19 protein-coding genes are annotated in these 20261 nt (G+C 54.0%); 12 read left to right on the top strand and 7 right to left on the bottom strand.

Going from position 1 to position 20261, the window contains the following annotated elements; genetic code table 11:
• Positions 1 to 11: 11 nt before the first annotated feature.
• The 3 genes from cydC to infA all read left to right on the top strand — a co-directional run bounded on the left by cydC (position 12) and on the right by infA (position 2784).
• The gene (gene cydC, locus LF929_RS09030; RefSeq protein ID WP_210175808.1) at positions 12 to 1733 is read left to right on the top strand and encodes a cysteine/glutathione ABC transporter ATP-binding protein/permease CydC; all 1722 of its coding nucleotides are present in this window, start codon (positions 12 to 14) and stop codon (positions 1731 to 1733) included.
• A 12-nt stretch (positions 1734 to 1745) separates the two neighbouring features.
• Complete coding sequence (gene aat / locus LF929_RS09025; RefSeq protein ID WP_038908196.1) at positions 1746 to 2474, top strand: leucyl/phenylalanyl-tRNA--protein transferase; 729 nt, start codon at positions 1746 to 1748, stop codon at positions 2472 to 2474.
• 91 nt (positions 2475 to 2565) lie between these two features.
• Complete coding sequence (infA, locus tag LF929_RS09020; protein ID WP_002211347.1) at positions 2566 to 2784, top strand: translation initiation factor IF-1; 219 nt, start codon at positions 2566 to 2568, stop codon at positions 2782 to 2784.
• 277 nt (positions 2785 to 3061) lie between these two features.
• Here infA and clpA read toward each other — a convergent pair whose 3' ends face one another.
• A complete protein-coding gene (gene clpA / locus LF929_RS09015) occupies positions 3062 to 5338 on the bottom strand; it encodes an ATP-dependent Clp protease ATP-binding subunit ClpA (RefSeq protein WP_038908197.1) in 2277 nt (758 codons plus the stop codon).
• Positions 5339 to 5366: 28 nt separating this feature from the next.
• Positions 5367 to 5687: an ATP-dependent Clp protease adapter ClpS gene (gene clpS / locus LF929_RS09010; protein ID WP_012884971.1), complete on the bottom strand. Its 321-nt coding sequence runs from the start codon at positions 5685 to 5687 to the stop codon at positions 5367 to 5369.
• Positions 5688 to 6008: 321 nt separating this feature from the next.
• On the opposite strand from clpS, the gene cspD reads away from it, so the two are divergent.
• Positions 6009 to 6230: a cold shock-like protein CspD gene (cspD, locus tag LF929_RS09005; RefSeq protein WP_012770072.1), complete on the top strand. Its 222-nt coding sequence runs from the start codon at positions 6009 to 6011 to the stop codon at positions 6228 to 6230.
• A 115-nt stretch (positions 6231 to 6345) separates the two neighbouring features.
• Here cspD and LF929_RS09000 read toward each other — a convergent pair whose 3' ends face one another.
• Positions 6346 to 8007 carry an ATP-dependent endonuclease gene (locus LF929_RS09000; protein ID WP_038904598.1) on the bottom strand — a complete coding sequence of 554 codons (1662 nt, stop codon included), beginning with the start codon at positions 8005 to 8007 and terminating at the stop codon, positions 6346 to 6348.
• Positions 8008 to 8258: 251 nt separating this feature from the next.
• Here LF929_RS09000 and hcp point away from each other — a divergent pair, with 251 nt between their 5' ends.
• From hcp to LF929_RS08985, 3 genes are all read left to right on the top strand, one after another.
• Positions 8259 to 9911, top strand: coding sequence for a hydroxylamine reductase (gene hcp, locus LF929_RS08995; RefSeq protein ID WP_012884973.1), 1653 nt, complete (start codon positions 8259 to 8261; stop codon positions 9909 to 9911).
• Between the two features lie 61 nt (positions 9912 to 9972).
• Complete coding sequence (hcr, locus tag LF929_RS08990; RefSeq protein ID WP_038904599.1) at positions 9973 to 10980, top strand: NADH oxidoreductase; 1008 nt, start codon at positions 9973 to 9975, stop codon at positions 10978 to 10980.
• Between the two features lie 404 nt (positions 10981 to 11384).
• The gene (locus LF929_RS08985) at positions 11385 to 12854 is read left to right on the top strand and encodes a DUF2867 domain-containing protein (RefSeq protein ID WP_226093578.1); all 1470 of its coding nucleotides are present in this window, start codon (positions 11385 to 11387) and stop codon (positions 12852 to 12854) included.
• Positions 12855 to 12957: 103 nt separating this feature from the next.
• Here the strand turns inward: LF929_RS08985 and LF929_RS08980 are convergent, their stop codons facing one another.
• Complete coding sequence (locus tag LF929_RS08980; RefSeq protein WP_226093579.1) at positions 12958 to 13830, bottom strand: N-acetylmuramoyl-L-alanine amidase; 873 nt, start codon at positions 13828 to 13830, stop codon at positions 12958 to 12960.
• On the bottom strand, positions 13827 to 14153 hold the full coding sequence (locus tag LF929_RS08975; RefSeq protein ID WP_016943738.1) for a heavy metal-binding domain-containing protein: 327 nt from the start codon (positions 14151 to 14153) through the stop codon (positions 13827 to 13829). Before LF929_RS08975 ends, LF929_RS08980 begins: the two co-directional genes overlap by 4 nt.
• Positions 14154 to 14503: 350 nt before the next feature.
• On the opposite strand from LF929_RS08975, the gene artP reads away from it, so the two are divergent.
• The 5 genes from artP (at position 14504) to artJ (LF929_RS08950) (ending at position 18394) form a co-directional block, all read left to right on the top strand.
• Positions 14504 to 15232, top strand: coding sequence for an arginine ABC transporter ATP-binding protein ArtP (gene artP, locus LF929_RS08970; RefSeq protein ID WP_172640067.1), 729 nt, complete (start codon positions 14504 to 14506; stop codon positions 15230 to 15232).
• Positions 15233 to 15249: 17 nt separating this feature from the next.
• Positions 15250 to 15981 carry an arginine ABC transporter substrate-binding protein gene (gene artJ, locus LF929_RS08965; protein ID WP_210175796.1) on the top strand — a complete coding sequence of 244 codons (732 nt, stop codon included), beginning with the start codon at positions 15250 to 15252 and terminating at the stop codon, positions 15979 to 15981.
• Between the two features lie 15 nt (positions 15982 to 15996).
• Complete coding sequence (gene artQ / locus LF929_RS08960) at positions 15997 to 16713, top strand: arginine ABC transporter permease ArtQ (RefSeq protein WP_016943735.1); 717 nt, start codon at positions 15997 to 15999, stop codon at positions 16711 to 16713.
• A complete protein-coding gene (gene artM, locus LF929_RS08955) occupies positions 16713 to 17384 on the top strand; it encodes an arginine ABC transporter permease ArtM (protein WP_210175797.1) in 672 nt (223 codons plus the stop codon). Before artQ ends, artM begins: the two co-directional genes overlap by 1 nt.
• Before the next feature lie 275 nt (positions 17385 to 17659).
• Positions 17660 to 18394 carry an arginine ABC transporter substrate-binding protein gene (gene artJ, locus LF929_RS08950; protein ID WP_210175798.1) on the top strand — a complete coding sequence of 245 codons (735 nt, stop codon included), beginning with the start codon at positions 17660 to 17662 and terminating at the stop codon, positions 18392 to 18394.
• 123 nt (positions 18395 to 18517) lie between these two features.
• Here the strand turns inward: artJ (LF929_RS08950) and rlmC are convergent, their stop codons facing one another.
• Positions 18518 to 19648, bottom strand: coding sequence for a 23S rRNA (uracil(747)-C(5))-methyltransferase RlmC (gene rlmC / locus LF929_RS08945; protein WP_210175799.1), 1131 nt, complete (start codon positions 19646 to 19648; stop codon positions 18518 to 18520).
• Between the two features lie 64 nt (positions 19649 to 19712).
• A complete protein-coding gene (locus LF929_RS08940; RefSeq protein WP_080639005.1) occupies positions 19713 to 20129 on the bottom strand; it encodes a YbjO family protein in 417 nt (138 codons plus the stop codon).
• Between the last annotated feature and the right edge of the window lie 132 nt (positions 20130 to 20261).

Here is a 20261-nt window from a genome sequence, read left to right as displayed (position 1 = left end):
AAATTCGCGTAATACAGGTACTTAAACCCTTTTTGGCGTTGTATCGCCGCCATTTTTTTCGGCTCGGACTGGGCATCATACTGGCGATTCTTACGTTGCTCGCCAGTATCGGTCTGTTAACACTGTCAGGTTGGTTTCTGGCCGCGTCAGCGCTGGCTGGACTGGCCGGATTAGCCACGTTCAACTATATGCTGCCCGCGGCGGGTGTACGTGGCGCGGCCATCCTGCGTACCGTCAGCCGTTACTTTGAGCGACTGGTAAGCCACGATGCGACTTTCCGCGTTTTGCTGCATCTTAGGGTGTTCACCTTTAGCCGCATTCTGCCGTTGTCACCTGGTGGGTTGGTTCGTTTTCGCCAGGCAGAACTGCTCAACCGGCTGGTAGCGGACGTGGATACACTGGACCATCTCTACCTGCGTGTCATTTCACCGCTGATCAGTGCACTGGTGGTGATTGTGGCGCTGGCCTATGGGCTCAGCTTTCTTGATACCTCGCTGGCGTTGACGCTGGCAGCCATCATGCTGGCGTTGCTGGTGGTGCTACCGCTAGTTTTTTATCGTGCCGGGCAACCTATCGGCGCTGATCTGACCATGTTGCGTGCGCATTACCGGGTACAACTGACGACCTGGATTCAGGGGCAGGCAGAACTGGCTGTCTTCGGCGCGTTGACACATTTTCGTCAGCAGTTGGAAATGCTGGAACTGCGCTGGTTTGAACGACAACGCCAACAAGCCGGACTCAGTGCACTGTCGCAAGCTATCCTGATTGCGGCCAGCGGCCTGACCGCCACCCTGCTGTTATGGCTGGCTGCTGGCGGCGTAGGGGGGGATAGTCAGCCGGGAGCGCTCATTGCGTTATTTGTGTTTACCGCCCTTGCCGCATTCGAAACACTCGCCCCTGTGGCAGGTGCATTTCAACACATCGGTCATGTGGTGGCCTCCGCCACACGAGTCAACCAGTTACTGACATTACGCCCATCGGTCACTTTCCCCACCCAGGGGCCTGAGCAGGTAAAACAGGTTCAGCTTACGGTGGATAACGTGAGTTTTACCTACCCGGAACAAAGCCAACCGGCGCTAAGCGGCGTGTCGCTCACGCTGACACCGGGCGAGCATGTCGCTCTGCTTGGTCGCACAGGCTGTGGTAAATCGACCTTGTTGCAGTTACTGACCCGTGCATGGGATTGCAACACTGGCGAAATTCGCCTGAATGACACGCCGCTTGCCGCATGGCCGGAATCGACATTGCGCGATGCCATGAGCGTAGTGCCACAACGGGTGCATATTTTCAGTGCGACATTGCGGGAAAACCTGCGTCTGGCGGCACCATCTGCCAGCGACGAGCAGCTCAGCGCCGTACTCACACAAGTCGGGCTGGAAAAACTGCTGGATGACCAGGGGCTCAACGCCTGGCTGGGTGAAGGGGGACGTCAACTATCCGGCGGCGAACAACGTCGTATCGGTGTGGCGAGAGCCTTGCTCCACCCGGCTCCTTTAATATTATTGGATGAACCTACTGAAGGGCTCGATGCTGAGACCGAACAGCGTATACTGCAACTGTTACGACAACACTGTCTCGGTAAAACCCTGATCGTTATTACCCACCGCCTCAATGGGCTGGAAAGTATGGACAGGTTGTTCGTTATGGATGGCGGAACACTGGTAGAACAGGGGTCACATCACAGCCTGATGGCGTTACAGGGGCGCTACTGGCAATTTCATCAACACCTGTAGGCTGAGGTGAACATGTTACTGTGTGAACTGTCCCCGTTCTCACTGCAGTTCCCCGACCCGCAAACGGCACTGCGCGACCCTAACGGTCTGCTGGCTTACGGCGGCGACTTGTCGCCCGAGCGGGTATTAAGTGCCTATCGGCAAGGCATTTTCCCGTGGTTTTCTCAGGACGACCCCATTCTATGGTGGTGCCCTGACCCACGGGCGGTGCTGTTTCCGGCGCAATTCCACCTCAGTCGTAGCATGCGAAAATTCATGCGCCGCGCCGATTATCGCGTCACACTCAATCAGGCGTTTGAGGCCGTGATCTCCGCCTGTTCCAGCGAACGAGAGGAAGGGACCTGGATTGGCGAAGAGATTATTCGCACTTATTGCCAGTTGCATTCGGCAGGTGTAGCCCATTCGGTTGAGGTCTGGCACGGCGAACATCTGGTGGGAGGGTTATACGGCATCGCTCAGGGTGCGCTGTTTTGTGGCGAATCCATGTTTAGCCGGGCGGACAATGCCTCCAAATACGCTCTGACGACGTTTCTGCAGCACTTTGTGCATCATGGCGGCCAATTGATTGACTGTCAGGTACTTAACGACCACACAGCCTCTCTGGGGGCGACAGATATCCCCAGACGCGAGTTTCTGCACTGGCTGCAACAGTTGCAACATAAGGTCTTACGCGACGGATGCTGGCACCCGCAATCACTGCCTTCTCCGCTTGTCTGGGCGACATCGCCGGGCGATAAATGAACGGCGGCTACTCACGCGCCTTTACATAATGAGGGTTTTTCGGCATTATCTTGCCGGTTAAAAACTAAGGTAATTACACCTAGAGGACTCGATGGCCAAAGAAGACAATATTGAAATGCAAGGCACCGTGCTGGATACGCTGCCCAACACCATGTTCCGCGTTGAGCTGGAAAACGGGCACGTGGTTACCGCTCATATCTCCGGTAAAATGCGTAAAAACTATATCCGCATCCTGACGGGTGACAAAGTGACTGTGGAACTGACCCCGTACGACCTGAGCAAAGGCCGCATTGTCTTCCGTAGCCGTTAACAACCGCACTATCGTCTGAAGCGATAGCCGGTATGTTTACCTTTCTGCCCTTGCCTCTGGCGAGGGCGTTTGCATTTTAAGGCGGCACGTTACTTACCCACCTATTAATTCAAACGACTCGGGTGCCCGTGGGCACACAAAGACGGTCATACCGTCATGAAAAAGGGCATCTGTCGATGCCCTTTCTATTTTCGTTCGAGGTGTTGTATATCGGTGTGAAACCTATTTGGTTTGAGGAGTGTGCTTACCTCACAGCCACACACTCCGTTAAACCCACTCAGTGAACCGCACCTTCCGCCTTGCTTTTCTGGGCGCTCAGGAAACGGTAAGTCAGCTGCTGGGCCGCGTTATCCAGTTCCACCTTCACAGAGCCGCCGTCCACCAACGAGCCAAACAGTAACTCATTCGCCAACGGTTTCTTGAGGTTTTCCTGAATGACTCGCGCCATCGGCCGGGCACCCATCGCTTTGTCGTAGCCTTTCTCTGCCAGCCAGTTACGTGCTTCTTCACTGACTTCCAGCGACACACCTTTGGCATCCAGTTGTGCCTGCAGTTCGACGATGAACTTGTCGACAACCTGCTGGATCACCTCTGCCGACAAATGGTTGAACCAGATGATGCCATCGAGACGGTTGCGGAATTCCGGCGTAAAGACCTTCTTAATCTCTTCCATCGCATCGCTGCTGTTATCCTGCTGGATGAGGCCAATCGACTTACGCTGGGTTTCACGCACCCCGGCATTAGTGGTCATCACAACGATCACGTTACGGAAATCCGCTTTGCGGCCATTGTTATCAGTCAGCGTCCCGTTATCCATCACCTGCAACAGCAGGTTGAATACATCCGGGTGCGCCTTCTCGATTTCATCAAGCAACAATACCGAATGCGGGTGTTTGATGACCGCGTCGGTCAGCAAACCGCCCTGATCGTAACCGACATAACCCGGAGGAGCACCAATCAGGCGACTGACCGTATGACGTTCCATGTACTCCGACATATCGAAGCGTAACAACTCGATATCCAGCGCTTTCGCCAGTTGCACCGTGACTTCGGTTTTCCCCACCCCCGTAGGCCCGGCGAACAGGAACGACCCAACAGGTTTACGCTCATGACCCAGCCCGGCACGGCTCATCTTGATGGCTTCAGTCAGCGCTTCGATAGCTTTATCCTGTCCAAAGACCAGCATTTTCAGGCGGTCACTCAGACTACGCAGCACATCACGATCACTGGCGGAGACCGTTTTCTCCGGAATACGGGCGATACGGGCAACCACCGATTCAATATCCGCCACATTGACGGTTTTCTTGCGTTTGCTGGCTGGCAACAGACGGCAGCGCGCGCCCGCTTCATCGATAACGTCGATGGCCTTATCCGGCAAATGACGATCGTTGATGTATTTCACCGCCAGATCTACTGCGGCGCGAATCGCTTTAGCGGTATACCGCACATCATGGTGCGCTTCGTATTTCGTCTTCAGACCGTTAATGATCTGTACCGTTTCTTCCACACTCGGCTCAGTGATATCGATCTTCTGGAAGCGGCGGGCCAGCGCACGATCCTTTTCAAAGATATTGCTGAATTCCTGATAAGTGGTGGAACCTACCACGCGAATCTTGCCGCTAGACAGCAACGGTTTAATCAAATTAGCCGCATCCACCTGACCACCGGACGCCGCACCAGCCCCGATAATGGTATGGATTTCATCGATAAACAGGATGCTGCTCTGATCCTGCTCCAGTTGTTTGAGCAGCGATTTAAAGCGCTTCTCAAAGTCACCACGGTATTTGGTACCGGCCAGTAACGAGCCAATATCCAGCGAGTAAATCGTGCAGCCAGCCATGACTTCCGGTACGTCACCCTGCACAATGCGCCAGGCAAGCCCCTCAGCGATGGCGGTTTTCCCCACACCGGATTCGCCGACCAACAAAGGGTTGTTTTTACGACGGCGGCACAATACCTGAATGGTGCGCTCCAACTCGCTGTCACGGCCAATCAACGGGTCGATGCCACCCACTCGGGCAAGCTGGTTGAGATTTGTAGTGAAGTTTTCCATACGCTCCTCCCCGCCAGCCTGTTCTTCGTTAACCGGATTCTCCGGATTTGCAGCCGGGCCGGACTCTTCTTTGCGCGTACCATGGGAAATGAAATTCACTACATCCAATCGGCTGACGTCGTGTTTACGCAGCAGATAGGCGGCCTGTGACTCCTGCTCACTGAAGATGGCGACCAGAACGTTGGCACCCGACACCTCACTGCGCCCCGACGACTGCACGTGGAACACAGCACGTTGCAGCACGCGCTGAAAGCTAAGTGTGGGTTGTGTATCACGCTCTTCATCGTTTTGTGGCAGCGTAGGCGTGGTTTGTTCGATAAAGGTTTCCAGTTCCTGACGCAGAACCGTCAGATCGACAGTACAGGCCTCCAGGGCCTCTCGTGCGGAGGGGTTACTGAGCAGCGCCAGCAACAGATGCTCCACGGTCATAAACTCATGCCGGTGCTCACGCGCTCTGGCGAAAGCCATGTTGAGACTGAGTTCCAGTTCTTGATTGAGCATAGGCACCTCCCCCAATAAATTGCCCTATTCAGGCCTTTTCCAGCGTACAGAGCAACGGATGCTCGTTCTCCCTGGCATAGCGGTTCACTTGCGCTACCTTGGTTTCAGCCACTTCGGCGCTATACACACCGCAGATAGCCTTGCCCTGATAGTGAACCGTAAGCATCAGTTGCGTTGCACGTTCAATATCATAAGAAAAGAACTTTTGCAGAACGTCAATAACAAATTCCATCGGCGTGTAATCGTCATTGTTAAGTATCACTTTATACATCGATGGCGGTTGCAAGGCTTCAGTATAATGCTCTTTAGTCAGGTCGTCGGTCTGTGGCCCAGTGCTATGATTTCCCATCTTCTACCCAAAATCAGTTCTGATACTTAATCGCTGGCTGTCATTACAACAGCATACCTGATTTTTATTGTATCACCGCCTGCTCAAAATCGCTCTGGCCCCACAAACTCCCTTCCTGATATTAACGGCAATAAAACCTGTCGATAGCGTTACCTGCATCAAATTTTCACAAACCTGCTGCAACGTGTCCGAACCGGGCGCTTGACGGCAAAGGCGATTTCAATAGAGTGTAGAGTTGGATTGATGCTGTTTTAATCAATTCGGTTTGCCTTAACCCAATAACCTCACCTTAGAGAACACTCTAGCGAAGGATGAAGATGCATGGAGACAGGTACTGTTAAATGGTTCAATAACGCCAAAGGCTTTGGCTTTATTTGCCCCGAAAGCGGTGGTGAAGATATTTTCGCCCACTATTCAACCATTCAGATGGACGGCTACAGGACGCTAAAAGCAGGTCAAGTCGTGCAATTTACCGTGCACCAGGGACCGAAAGGAAATCACGCCAGTCTGATCGTACCGGTCGCCGGTGAAACGGTCGCCTGAATGCTCACCTTACGCTTTCCGGTCTTTCTCCTTTAATTCCTGTGACCAGGTCAAACGACTCCAATACCGGCCGCCGTCGGGCGGCCGGTATTCTTAGCCTACTACGGATAGGCTCTTAATCCGCCCGTCCGCGCGCCAGCCATAACACCCGTGAAAACATGCTGCGAATCAACGGCGGGATTGCCGATTCCCCAAGCGTTGCAGCCTCGATCGCTACCTCAATCGCCAGATCCGGCTTCGACGTCCGGTGGATTGCCTTGGTAATGATTTTAGCCGCTGACAACGGCACCGGTTCCGGTAATTGCGCCACCCGGTGATAAACCTGACTAAACCCATTACGGTACATGAAATGTTCCATATCCAGCGCGGGCAACATCGTCAGGTGATCGCGCTCTGATTCCCCCTGCGACTGCAACAGGCTGCGAACGGTAGCCGCGTATTTTTTCCCGGCGTCATCACCATCCACCAACACATGCCATTCGATACCCATGCGGTAGGCGAATTTCAATAGCGGTTTTAGCCCTGCCTGCGCAAATTCGATGACGCGTACCCCTTCCGCTTCAAAATGGTGCCCGCACTGGCGTGCCAGTTCGCTAAGCATCCAGACCTCGGTTTCGCCTTCTACCAGCAACCAACAGCGCGCAAACAGCGACGTTGGGCGATTAAACCGAATATGGAAGGTAATACGGCGGCTGTCTTCCTGCGTCATCCCCTGCCGACCGATACGATAGGTCGCCACCTTCGCCGACTCGCGCACCAGACGACACACCTGCTCTACTGGCACCAGTGACAGCAGCTCGCCGGAATTCGTAGTGGTGATTTTCTGTAATGGCAATTGCGTCAGCAGCCCCCACGCTACCGACAGCATGATCGGATGTAAGCGGGTTTCCGGGTCTTCTATCAACAACAGAGGTCTGGCGTGCGGGTCTAGCACGGCGGAACCTTTGGCCTGCAACAACGTAGAAAACAGCTCCAGTAAAATAATGCGGCGGCTGCGATTGTGCGAGCCGGAAATCATGCGGTTGATGTTATCCAGCGAGCGCCAGGCCCGGCCATTACCGGCTCGCGCATGACGATGGTGACGCCGGTCATTCGGGTCAGCACCCTGCTCAGAAAAATAGTGCTCCACCAGTTGGCGCATCGCCACCAACCCCTGACGCAGTTCCTGATTCGTCAGCCGATTGGGATTCTGCGCCAATTCTCGCACCAGGGTTTCGAACTGGCGTGATAGCAGCTCATTATCATCGACTTGCGGCATCAATGTACCGGTACGAAAGCGGCGGATAAAACGGGCGTCGCGCAGTCGCAACACCGGGTGCAATCGGACTATCTCGCTGGCCAGCCAGTCGATATTCTCCAGCACCAACGCCTGTCCATTGGCGTCCAGAAAGCTACGCCAGGTAAAAATCGCCTGACTTTCATCCATTTCCCCTTCCAGACGATAAAAAATACGGTGCAATCGTCCTTCACCTTTAATCCAGACCGGTGACAGCGAGCGGTAACGGGGAGCCAGGTGGTGACCTGGGGCAGATTCACAGAACGTAAAGATCACTTGCAGGTGACGTTCCCGGCTGGTTTCATCGCCGGGTGTAAAATGAAAATCCTGCAGATCGAAGTGATAAAGCGGCGGCGACGGTGTCAGCAACAGCGAAAGTGCATCCAACAGGCTGGACTTTCCCCAGGCGTTTTCACCGATCAGAACCGTATTCTCATCCAGTGTTAGCGACAGTCGGTTAATGCCCCGGAATCCAACAATCTCGACTCTTTCCAGATACATCCGTGCCTCCAGTGCTGTGCTTTCCTGATGAGCATGACGATAAAAGCACAACAGGGTCAAGCCCTATGCCTCGGATCTGCCTCGCGACGCATAAAAATGGCCCACAGATGCGAGTGATTTTCATCCACAAGTAAAAATTGCGCTAAATCAAGTTCACCTTAAATTGCATATAAAAAGCCTTTTTAGGCACCCGCAACCGTTCTATTCTCATAACAGGCATTATAAATGCAACTTTAATAAAGGAAGCCATCATGTATTGTGTGCAATGTGAACAGACCATCCGAACCCCGGCCAGCAACGGCTGCGCCTACGCGCAAGGCATGTGCGGTAAAACCGCCGAAACCTCTGACCTGCAAGACCTGCTGGTCGCTGTTCTGCAGGGATTATCGGCCTGGGCGTTGCAGGCACGCGCGCTGGGCATTATCGATCACGACATCGACAGCTTTGCTCCTCGCGCCTTCTTCTCTACCCTGACCAATGTAAACTTTGACTCGCCGCGCATCATCGGTTATGCCCGCGAAGCCATTAGCCTGCGCGAAGGTCTGGCAACCCGTTGCCGTCTGAAAGACGCCAGTGTTACCGTCGACCACCCGATGGCGGAACTGCAACTGGCGGGCGACGACATCCCGACCCTGTTACAGCAGTCTGCCGAGTTCGCGCTGAACAAAGATAAAGCCGCGATTGGCGACGATATCCACGGGCTGCGCATGCTGTGCTTGTATGGCCTGAAAGGCGCGGCGGCCTACATGGAACACGCCCACGTACTGGGGCAGCATGATGACGCCTTATACGCCGACTACCATGCGTTTATGGCCTGGCTTGGCACCGCGCCTACCGATGTCGATACGCTGCTCGGCAATGCAATGGCTATCGGCAAAATGAACTTCAACGTGATGGCGATTCTGGATCAGGGTGAAACCTCCGCCTACGGTCATCCGCAACCGACTCAGGTTAACGTCCGTCCGGTGGCAGGCAAAGCCATCCTGATCTCCGGCCACGACCTGAAAGACCTGCGCATGCTGCTGGAACAAACCGAAGGGACCGGCATCAATATTTATACCCACGGTGAAATGCTGCCAGCGCACGGTTACCCGGAATTGAAAAAATTCTCCCATCTGGTCGGTAATTACGGCAGCGGCTGGCAGAACCAGCAAACCGAATTCGCCAAATTCCCCGGCCCGATCCTGATGACCTCCAACTGCATCATCGACCCTAACGTAGGCCAGTATACCGACCGTATCTGGACTCGTAGTATCGTCGGCTGGCCGGGCGCTCAGCACCTCGAAGGGGATGATTTCAGCGCCGTCATCGCCCAGGCACAGCAACTGCCGGGATTCCCGTACAGTGAGATTGAACACCTGATTACCGTCGGGTTTGGCCGCCAGACGCTGCTGAATGCGGCAGATACGGTGATTGATCTGGTCGCCAGCAAAAAACTGCGCCATGTCTTTTTGGTTGGTGGTTGCGACGGCAGCCGTACCGAACGTAGCTACTACACCGATTTCGCCCGTAGCGTACCGCAAGACTGCCTGATCATGACGCTGGCGTGTGGTAAATACCGTTTCAACAAGCTGGATTTCGGTACACTGGAAGGCTTGCCGCGTCTGCTGGATGTCGGTCAGTGTAACGACGCCTACTCCGCCATCATGCTGGCGGTCAATCTGGCGGAAAAACTGGGTTGCGGCGTCAACGATTTGCCACTGAGTCTGGTGCTGTCATGGTTCGAGCAGAAAGCGATTGTCATCCTGCTGACACTGTTGGCGCTGGGTGTGAAAAATATCTACACCGGCCCTACCGCACCGGGCTTCCTGACACCGTCGCTGCTGGCCATCCTGAACGAGAAATTCGGTATGCGCTCTATCACGACCGTTGAGCAAGACCTGAACGATATCCTCACTGCCTGATCGGTTTGTTGACCTTTGCCTTCCGCTGCAACCCGGCGGAAGGCTGTTATGGAGACACCCCATGACTATGCCTACCCCGCAATGCCCTAACCGCATGCAGGTGCACTCTCTTCATCAGGAAACGCCGGATGTCTGGACGATTTCGCTGATTAGCCACGATTTTTATCCCTGGCAACCCGGCCAGTACGCACTGGTCAGCATCGCCAACAGTAGCGAAACGCTGCGTGCCTATACCTTGTCTTCGTCACCGGGAGTCAGTCCCTTTATCACGTTCACCGTACGGCGGCTGGAAAACGGCGTTGGTTCACGCTGGCTGACAGAGCAGGTAAAACCCGGTGATTATTTGTGGATCTCCGACGCACAAGGCGAATTCACCTGCACCCACGCCGTCAGTGACCGTTACCTGATGCTGGCTGCTGGTTGTGGTGTCACGCCGATTATGTCGATGACACGCTGGCTGCTGGCGAATCGCCCACACACCGACATTCAGGTCATCTTCAACGTCCGCGACCCGCAACACGTGATTTTTGCTTCGGAGTGGCAAACGCTCTGTCAGCGTTACCCGCAGCAACTGCACCTCACGCTGATGGCAGAGCAACAGGCAAAAGCCGGTTTCCTCAGCGGGCGACTGACTGAATCAGTCCTGCTGCAACAGGTACCTGATATCACCCGCCGCACCGTGATGACCTGCGGTCCTCAGCCGTATATGCAGCAGGTAGAAACGTTCTGTTTACAGGCCGGTGTGCCACGGGAACGTATTTTTAAAGAGCAGTTCGGTGCCCCGGATATGGCGGTGGATGATGACGGCGAACAACTCACGATGACGATTCGCCATTCATTACAGCAAGTGAAAGTTCCAATCGGCATCAGCCTGCTGGCGGCATTGGAAAGTCACCAGTTACCGGTGAATGCCGCCTGTCGTGCTGGCGTATGCGGTAGCTGTAAGACGCGAATTCTCAGCGGCCACTACACCACCAGCAGCACCATGACGTTGACGCCAGAAGACATTGCAAACGGCTATGTGTTGGCCTGCAGTTGCCAGTTACAAGGGGATGTTGAGCTAGCCTGATTTCCCTTACCCTACTCACCAATGGCTCTCATCAACCTCTGGACCTACCCCGCATTTTCGTTACAAAACCGTTAAGGCGGGGTTTTTCCCCTTCCAGCTTCCCGCTATATTAGGCAGTACACGCCTGATGCGTGGCGCAATCGCCACGCTATAGCATGCCTACACGCCAGAGCATGTCGTACGCTGACTGCTTTTTTTACGCTATATTGGCATAGTCTGTTTTTAAACAGTCTATTTTTACATAATCCATTTTCACATAATTTATTTTCTCATAATTTATTGTTTCTTATGGCCGATTAGCTCGTATGGCCTATTATTTCGTAGGGTCTGCATGGCGGACGTAAATATCGACAGGGACACCGCTGCCGTTTTAAGTTGCGTTGTTGTGGCAGGAGCAAAAATACATGATGACCGTCAAACCCGCCCCGATTCTTATCCTTGGCGCCAGCGGCTATATCGGCCGACACCTCCTCACACGACTGAGCCAACAAGGTCAACCGCTGATCGCCGCCTCACGTCATATCGACTCACTGGCAGCGCTCCATCTTCCCGGTGTGCGCTGTGAATACATCGATTTAATGAAGCCCCATACGCTGCCTGAGGGGCTATGGCAGGCCGATACGCTCTATTATCTGGCGCACAGCATGGGTGACGGTGCCGATTTTCTGGAGCGGGAATACCAGTCGGCGCAAAACCTGCGTCAGGTACTCCGCACCAGCCGTATCCGCCAGATTATCTATCTGGGGTCAGCACAGACCGACAAGTACCCATCGACTCATATGCAGGCACGTAAACTGACCGGTGATATTCTGCGCAGTAGCGGTATACCGGTCACCGAACTACGAGCGGGGATCATCGTCGGCCCGGGTTCCGCTGCATTCGAAATCATGCGTGATATGGTCAACAATTTACCGGTGCTGACACCACCACGCTGGGTGCGCTCGAAATCCTCACCGATCGCGCTGGAAAACCTGCTCACCTATCTGGCAGAAATACGACACCACCCTGCCGAACAGCATCGCATTTTCGATGCCGCTGGGCCGGAGTACCTCAGCTACCAAACCCTATTCGAACGGTTTATTCGCCTTACCGGCAAACGCCGCCTGTTGCTTCCGGTTCCCGTACCCACCGCGTTGATCTCCGCCTGGTTTCTCAACCTGATAACCTCGGTGTCCAGTTCTACCGCCCGGGCGCTGGTGCAAGGGCTACGGCATGACTTGCCAATGGACGATAGCAAACTGCGATGTCTGATTCCGCAGCGGTTATTGACCTTTGACGACGCGGTGCGGGCTACGCTGGATGATGAAAAAGCGGCCGCACAACACCCTGACTGGGCGTTTGACCCGGATGTACAGGCGCGCTGGCGTCCTGATTACTCCTTCTACCCGAAACAAGCCGGTTACAGCCACAAGACCAACGCCAGTAGTCAGGCACTGTGGAACATCGTGCAGCAAGTCGGTGGGAAGCACGGTTATTTTTACGCCAATCCGTTGTGGACCATTCGGGCCAAAATAGATGACTTGTGCGGCAATCAGGTGGTCTATAGTCGCCCGGAACGGTCAGAATTGATGGAGGGCGACCTTATTAACGGCTGGAAAGTCATCCGGCTGAAACCGCTACGCCAGTTGGTGCTGTTGTTTGGAATGAAAGCCCCTGGGCTTGGGCGGCTGGCGTTTTCTATTGACGATCGTGGCACCTACCGGGTGCTGGATGTTCGGGCCTGGTGGCATCCGGCAGGTTGCAACGGGTTAGGCTATTGGTTCCTGATGATGCCCGCACATTTATTCATATTCCGTGGCATGGCACGCCGTATCGCCGCGCTGGCGCAGGAAGTGGAACAACAAGACATCGTTCGTCTTTCTCATCACGATTAATCATCAACCTTTACAGCGCACCTGCCTTGGGTAACAAGGCAGGTTTCACACCGTGCGGTGCAGTCCCATACCGTTCGCGTCACAGACGATACGCAGGAAAACCTCATGCTGAGCCCTTACACGATGCCGCGCCGTATTTTTCCAACAGGGCATCAGCAATCGCTTCGGTTTCCGCATCAGCCTCACCGTCGTAGCGCTGCTGCCGGAAATGCATCTGGAATGCCGCCACGACCCGTTTCTGCTGACGTTCGGTCATCCCCTCTTTGACCTCATAGCCATAACACGCCAGTTTTGTGAGCAACACGGTTCTGTCGACCGGCATCGTTTTCTCTCTGTCACCCAGATAAAAACGCACTCGTGCCGCGTCCGGCCAGGCACCAACCCCCGACTGTGCCAGTTGCCGCCAGGGGAACAACGGGCCTGGGTCAACCTTGCGCTGGGGTGCTATATCGCTGTGGCCCACCACATCCTGCGGGGCAATGTGATGGCGTGCGATAATGTCACGCGCCAAATGGGTGACCAGCACAATTTGCTGCGGTGTGTAGGGTTGCCACCAATGCGTGCCAGACGCCGTCTGACGCCAGCCGGGGTTTTCCTGCTCAATGCCGACGGACGTCGCGTTCAACTGACTGTAGCCACGCCAGTAACTGGCACCCGCATGCCAGGCAGCCTGTGATTCTGGCACCAGTCTCCACACCACGGGTTTACCGTTTACCTGTGGCGGATAAGCGGGAACCAGATAATGCGCACTGACTTGCTCAGCCGTGAGCGTCTCCAGCGACGAATCCAGGTCTTCAGCCGTGTAATGCAACACCAGAAAACGGACTCGCTCACCGCGACTGACCGCCGAAGACGACTGATCTAGCTGGTAATCGCCTTCATCGACATACCGCTTATGCGCCTGACAGCCTGCCAGCATGATCACCGCCATCAGTACTGCGCTTCGCCACACCAACCGAATCGCCTTCCTTGTCATGAACCACGGACCACAACCGCCGTGCCGCTGACGGACACCATCAACATGCTGGCGTTTTTCCCCACGGTTTCATAATCAATATCGATACCGACGATAGCATTCGCCCCCAATTCCTCGGCTTGCTGCTGCATTTCACGAAAGGCAATTTGCCGGGCATGGCATAACTCTTTTTCATAGGCACCGGAACGACCGCCAACAATGTCTCGAATACCGGCAAAGAAATCCCGAAAGATATTGGCACCAAGAATGGCTTCTCCGGTCACCACGCCGCAATAGGTTTCAATAACCCGACCTTCCAGTGTGGGTGTTGTCGATAACAGCATCATGCCTCCTCGCATCCGATACTCACTTGCCTGACCAACCGTGCTTTTCACAGTCTTCTTACGCTTTTATAGCAATTTCTTCCATTAACGGCGCATTTTACAACACAGAAGTCATCAATCGCCTGTTTTAACAACGAACTGCGCCAGAACCGGGTAACGTTATAGCTGAAGATTGTGTGCCACAGTACGGCGATTGCCTTGACAAATCCACCGCCATCGCGGCAAAGCGAGATTTTGTGCTAAAATAGCGACAATAAGTCGTGTATTCGCAAATTTTAACCCGTGGCGATTGCATAACTATTCTGCCGAGGCTACCATTTGCGGCATCAATGTCTATTCAATTCTTGCGCATGAGTATTCAACTAAACAGCATTAACTGTTTCTATGGCGCACATCAAGCGCTGTTCGATGTCACCCTTGATTGTCCATCCGGCGAAACGCTGGTATTGCTCGGCCCCAGTGGTGCTGGCAAAAGTTCATTATTACGGGTACTGAACCTGTTGGAAACGCCCCGCTCCGGCACCCTGAGCATCGGCGGTACAACGTTTGATTTTAGTCAGACACCCGGTGAGAACGCGATCCGTGAGCTGCGCCGCAATGTCGGCATGGTATTCCAGCAGTATAATTTGTGGCCACACCTCACTGTGCAGCAAAACCTGGTCGAAGCCCCCTGCCGCGTACTGGGCCTCAACCGTCAGGAAGCACATACCCGGGCGGAAAAACTGTTGAGCCGCCTGCGCCTGAGCGACTTTGCCGACCGCTACCCGCTCCACCTTTCGGGTGGTCAGCAGCAACGCGTTGCCATTGCCCGCGCGTTGATGATGGAACCGCAGGTACTCTTGTTTGACGAACCGACCGCGGCCCTCGACCCGGAAATCACCGCTCAGGTGGTGAGTATCATTAAAGAATTGAGCGAAACCGGTATTACTCAGGTCATCGTCACCCATGAAGTCGATTTCGCACGTAAAACCGCCAGCCGCGTGGTGTATATGGAAAATGGCCGCATTGTGGAACATGGCGACGCCTCACACTTTTCCCAACCACAAACGCCCGAGTTTGCTGGCTATTTATCTCACTGATAGATAAGGATAATAACATGAAGAAACTGCTCGTTGCCGCCCTGCTCGGCGGCTTAAGTCTTTCCGCTGGCGCAACTGAGACCATTCGTTTTGCCACGGAAGCCTCCTACCCTCCGTTTGAGTCGGTAGACGCCAGCAACCAGATCGTCGGTTTTGATATCGATCTTACTAACGCACTGTGTAAACAGATTCAGGCTACCTGTACTTTCAGCAATCAGGCATTCGATAGCCTGATCCCTGGCCTGAAATTCCGTCGCTACGATGCGGTCATCGCCGGTATGGACATCACCCCGGAACGCCAGCAGCAGGTGTCATTTACCCAGCCGTACTATGAGAACTCAGCGCTGTTCATCGCCCAGAAAGACAAGCTGGCTGACATCGCCGCGCTCAAAGGCAAACGCGTCGGCGTGCAGAATGGCACCACACACCAGAAATACCTGCTGGATAAGCATAAAGACATCACCGTTGTGCCGTATGACAGCTACCAGAATGCCGTGCTGGACCTGAAAAATGGCCGTCTGGATGCCGTCTTTGGTGACACCGCCGTCGTGAACGAGTGGTTGAAAGAGAACCCGAACCTGGCATCTGTCGGCACTAAAGTAACCGATAAAGACTACTTTGGCATCGGTTTGGGTATTGCGGTTCGCCAGAATAATGATGAACTGGTGAAAAAATTCAACGATGCGCTGAACAACATCAAGCAGGATGGCACCTACCAGACCATCTACAAGAAATGGTTCCAGCAGTAATCCGATAGAAAATCAATGATTGAATTTCAACCTCTAGCAAGCGCCGCCGGGATGACCGTCGGCCTTGCCGTTTGCGCTCTGGTGCTGGGGCTACTGCTGGCAATGCTGTTTGCCCTGTGGGAAACCGCGCGTTGGAAAGTTATCAGCGCCTGCGGCACCGCCGTCGTCACGTTACTACGCGGTTTGCCTGAAATCCTGGTGGTGCTGTTTATCTATTTTGGCTCATCGCAATTGATGCTGATGCTGTCAGATGGCTTCACGCTCAATCTCGGTGTGGTACAGATCCCCGTTAAACTGGCGATAGATAACTTTGAAGTCAGCCCGTTTCTGTGCGGTGTGATTGCCTTGTCGCTGCTGTATGCCGCCTACGCGTCACAAACGCTGCGTGGCGCACTGAAAGCGGTGCCACAGGGGCAATGGGAGTCGGGCCAGGCTCTGGGCATGAGCAAAGGCGTGATTTTCCGCCGTCTGATCATGCCACAGATGTGGCGTCATGCCCTGCCCGGGTTAGGCAACCAGTGGCTGGTGCTGCTCAAAGACACCGCGTTGGTTTCGCTTATCAGCGTGAATGACCTGATGCTGCAAACCAAAAGTATCGCCACCCGCACGCAGGAACCCTTTACCTGGTACATGATTGCAGCCGCTATCTATCTGGCGATTACGCTGTTAAGTCAGGTGATCCTGAAGAAAATTGAAACACGCGCCACACGCTTTGAACGGAGGCCGTCCTGATGCTGGGTTACATTCCCGAACTGCTTAAAGGGTTGCACACCAGTCTGATGCTGACGCTGGCGTCGTTACTGCTGGCATTAGTGCTCTCGCTAGTGCTGACAGTGATTCTGACGCTAAAAACCCCGGTACTGTCCGTTCTGGCTAAAGGCTATATCACCTTGTTTACCGGTACCCCGCTGCTGGTGCAGATATTCCTGATTTATTACGGTCCGGGTCAGTTTGAGTCGATTCGCCATATAGACTGGCTATGGAATCTGTTATCGCAGCCGTGGTTGTGTGCGGTCAGCGCGCTGGCGCTGAACAGCGCCGCGTATACCACACAGCTGTTTTATGGTGCCGTGCGGGCGATTCCATCCGGCCAATGGCAGTCTTGCGCCGCGCTGGGGATGAATCAGCGCCAGACGCTGCGTATCCTGCTGCCGTTTGCGTTTAAACGTGCGCTCTCTTCGTATTCCAACGAAGTGGTGTTGGTGTTCAAGGGGACATCGCTGGCTTACACCATTACCCTGATGGAAGTGATGGGTTACGGCCAGTTGCTGTATGGTCGCACTTACGATGTATTGGTGTTCGGCGCGGCAGGCATCGTCTATCTGTGCGTCAATGGCCTGCTGACGCTATTGATGCGCCTGATCGAACGACGCGCACTGCGGTTTGAACAACGCAACATCTGAATCATCAGCAAGCATAACGTAATAACTGATTACGCCAGCGTTTACGCTGGCGTTTTTTATGCACGAAGCACATCCCTACCAGGAAAAAACCAACGTAAATTATGCTTTATTTTTACTCAGATTAGCCCCTGATTGTGGTATGCAAGCCAGTAATACGAAAAATAAAATGAATTTATAGTCATATTATTTGCATATAAATACATTTAATGGCATGGTATCGGCATCCTTACCAACGGTTATTATGTTGGTATATATAAAATAATCTGGAGTACCCCATGAAAAAACTGATTCTTGCCGCACTGCTGGCCAGCACCACCTTTAGCGCACTGGCAACAGAAACCATTCGTTTTGCTGCATCAGCTACCTATCCACCGTTCGAATCACTGGATGCCAACAACCAGATCGTCGGGTTTGATATCGACCTTGCCAATGCGCTGTGTAAACAATTACAGGCGACCTGTAGCTTCACCAATCAGGCATTTGACAGCCTGATTCCGGCGCTGAAATTCCGTCGGTACGACGCGATTATTTCCGGTATGGATATCACCCCAGAACGCAGCAAACAGGTGGCGTTTACCCAGCCTTACTACGCTAACTCAGCTATCGTCATCGCCCAGAAAGGCAAGTTCCATTCACTGGCTGACCTGAAAGGTAAGCGTATCGGTATGGAAAACGGTACGACTCACCAGAAATTCCTGCAGGAAAAACACCCGGAAGTGACAACCGTCCCGTATGACAGTTACCAGAATGCGCTGATCGACCTGAAAAACGGCCGCCTTGACGGCGTATTCGGCGATACTGCCGTGGTCAACGAATGGCTGAAGAACAATCCGGACTTAGCCACCGTCGGCGAGAAGATCACTGATCCAGCCTATTTCGGCATTGGGTTAGGCATTGCCATTCGCCCGGATAATCAGGCGTTACTGGAAAAACTGAATGGTGCGCTGAATGCCATCAAGGCTAATGGCACCTACAAAGCCATCAACGACAAGTGGTTCCCGCAGCAGTAAAACCGATGCCCTCACGCTGCCGGTAGCTACCGGCAGCGTACTGAGGAAAAAACGGTGGAGCGAGGAAGGACTAAAGACAACGGTTACATCTGCAAACGCCCATCTCTGGCATATCTCTCTGGACTAGGCACGCCGTTGCAGTAATGTCAGTACCTCATAATGCGCGGTATGCGGGAACATATCGAACAACTGCGCCTGCTGTATCTGGTAGGCAGGCAAACGTGCGATATCTTTTGCCATACTTTCGGCATTACAACTGGAATACAACAGATACGGCGGCGCCATGCGACTCAGGTAGTCGCACAGTTCAGCACCAATCCCCCGCCGCGGTGGGTTAACGATCACCAGATCCGGCGTCTGCATTTCACCAACCGCAAAGCGGGTGGAATCAAGCGCGGCAAAACTGACATTATTAAGCCCCAGTTGTGTCGCCGAGTGCTTCGCACAGGCAATCGCTTCCGGGCTAATTTCAATACCGGTGAGCGCGCTATCTGGCCCGGCGCAATGCAAACCGAATCCCCCCACGCCACAAAAGAGATCCCACAGGCTGCGTATCGGTAACGTCAACACCCACTGCCGTGCCGTGTCATACAGTGCGGCGGCAACCACCGGGTTAGTCTGGAAGAAACTTTGCGGTCGAATATACAGCGGCACCTGGTTAAAGCGCTCTTCCAACGCCTGTGCTGGCGTTAACGGAATCTCCTGCTCCCCTTCCAGTATCGCCTGATGAACGGGCTGGATATTCGCCGATATCACCGTCAACTGCGGCAACTGCTGTTGTAACCATGGTAATGCGGCGCGCAGTTGCGCCAGTTTCGTTTCGGAGCGCAAAACCAGCCGCAGCATAAAACAACCGCTCAGGGTACTTTGCGTCAGCAGCAGGTATTTAAGCTCTCCCCGCCGCCGGGCGACGTTATAAGGCGTCAAACCTGCCCGGGCGATAAAGACTTTTAGCACGCTAAACACCGGTGCAAAACTGTCGGGATAGAGCGGGCAGTCACACAGATCCACCGCCGAACCGTCACGGTGCAACATCCCCAATAGCGGGCGTTCCACTCTGCCGCTGACCACCATCTTGGCTTTATTGCGAAATGCAGTCTGTGCCGAGGTGAACGGCGTCAGCCAGCGTTGAACCGGGTGGTCGGCCAGCAGCTTAGACAAGTGCTGTTGCTTATCAATTATCTGCTGTGGGTAGTCGGTTTCCAGCCATTGGCAGGAACGGCACGAACCGTCGGTATAGCGGGAACATTGCATGGAAAATCTGAAATCTGTCGTTAACATCAAAGGGGGCCGATTGTATCACCCCCACGCGGGAAAGTTAGGGATGGCGAGTAAAAAAACGCTGGCTACGCCGGGGCAGGAACAACAGCAAAATCAGCAGAAAATCCGGCAATCGCTGCATCAACAAATGGTGAAGGATTTCACCGACACCGTCGCCGCTGACATGAAAAATCGGTGGCAAAAACTCCACTAACGACGCCGTCAGCATATAAACCGTGACCAGACACTGAGTTATCAGAAAACACCAGCGTCCCCAGTTCAGCCCGCTGAGAACCGCGAACCCACAGCGGATTTCAAGGCATACCACCAGCAGGGCAGCCAGCAACACCAGCGTACTGTCCCACTGCTTTGCGCTACTGCTAAGCCAGCCACCAAAGCCGCTCCACCCCAGTTCACTGATGGTCAGGACGATACCCAGACACCGGGTGGCGATAATCGCCCATCCCGCCACCATCACCGCGACAGGTGCGAATACGCCACGCTGCAGCAGTTCCCGTTTGCCGTACAGTATGATTGCATTCCCCCTGAAATGACCACGCCACCAAAAGTATGGCGGCGTGGTGAGAATTGGCAAGTTCAAGAGGAA

This window comes from Dickeya oryzae, from assembly GCF_020406815.2.
Classification (GTDB): domain Bacteria; phylum Pseudomonadota; class Gammaproteobacteria; order Enterobacterales; family Enterobacteriaceae; genus Dickeya; species Dickeya oryzae.
Note: the sequence above shows the minus strand (reverse complement) of the source record. Positions and strands in the feature narration are given on the sequence as shown.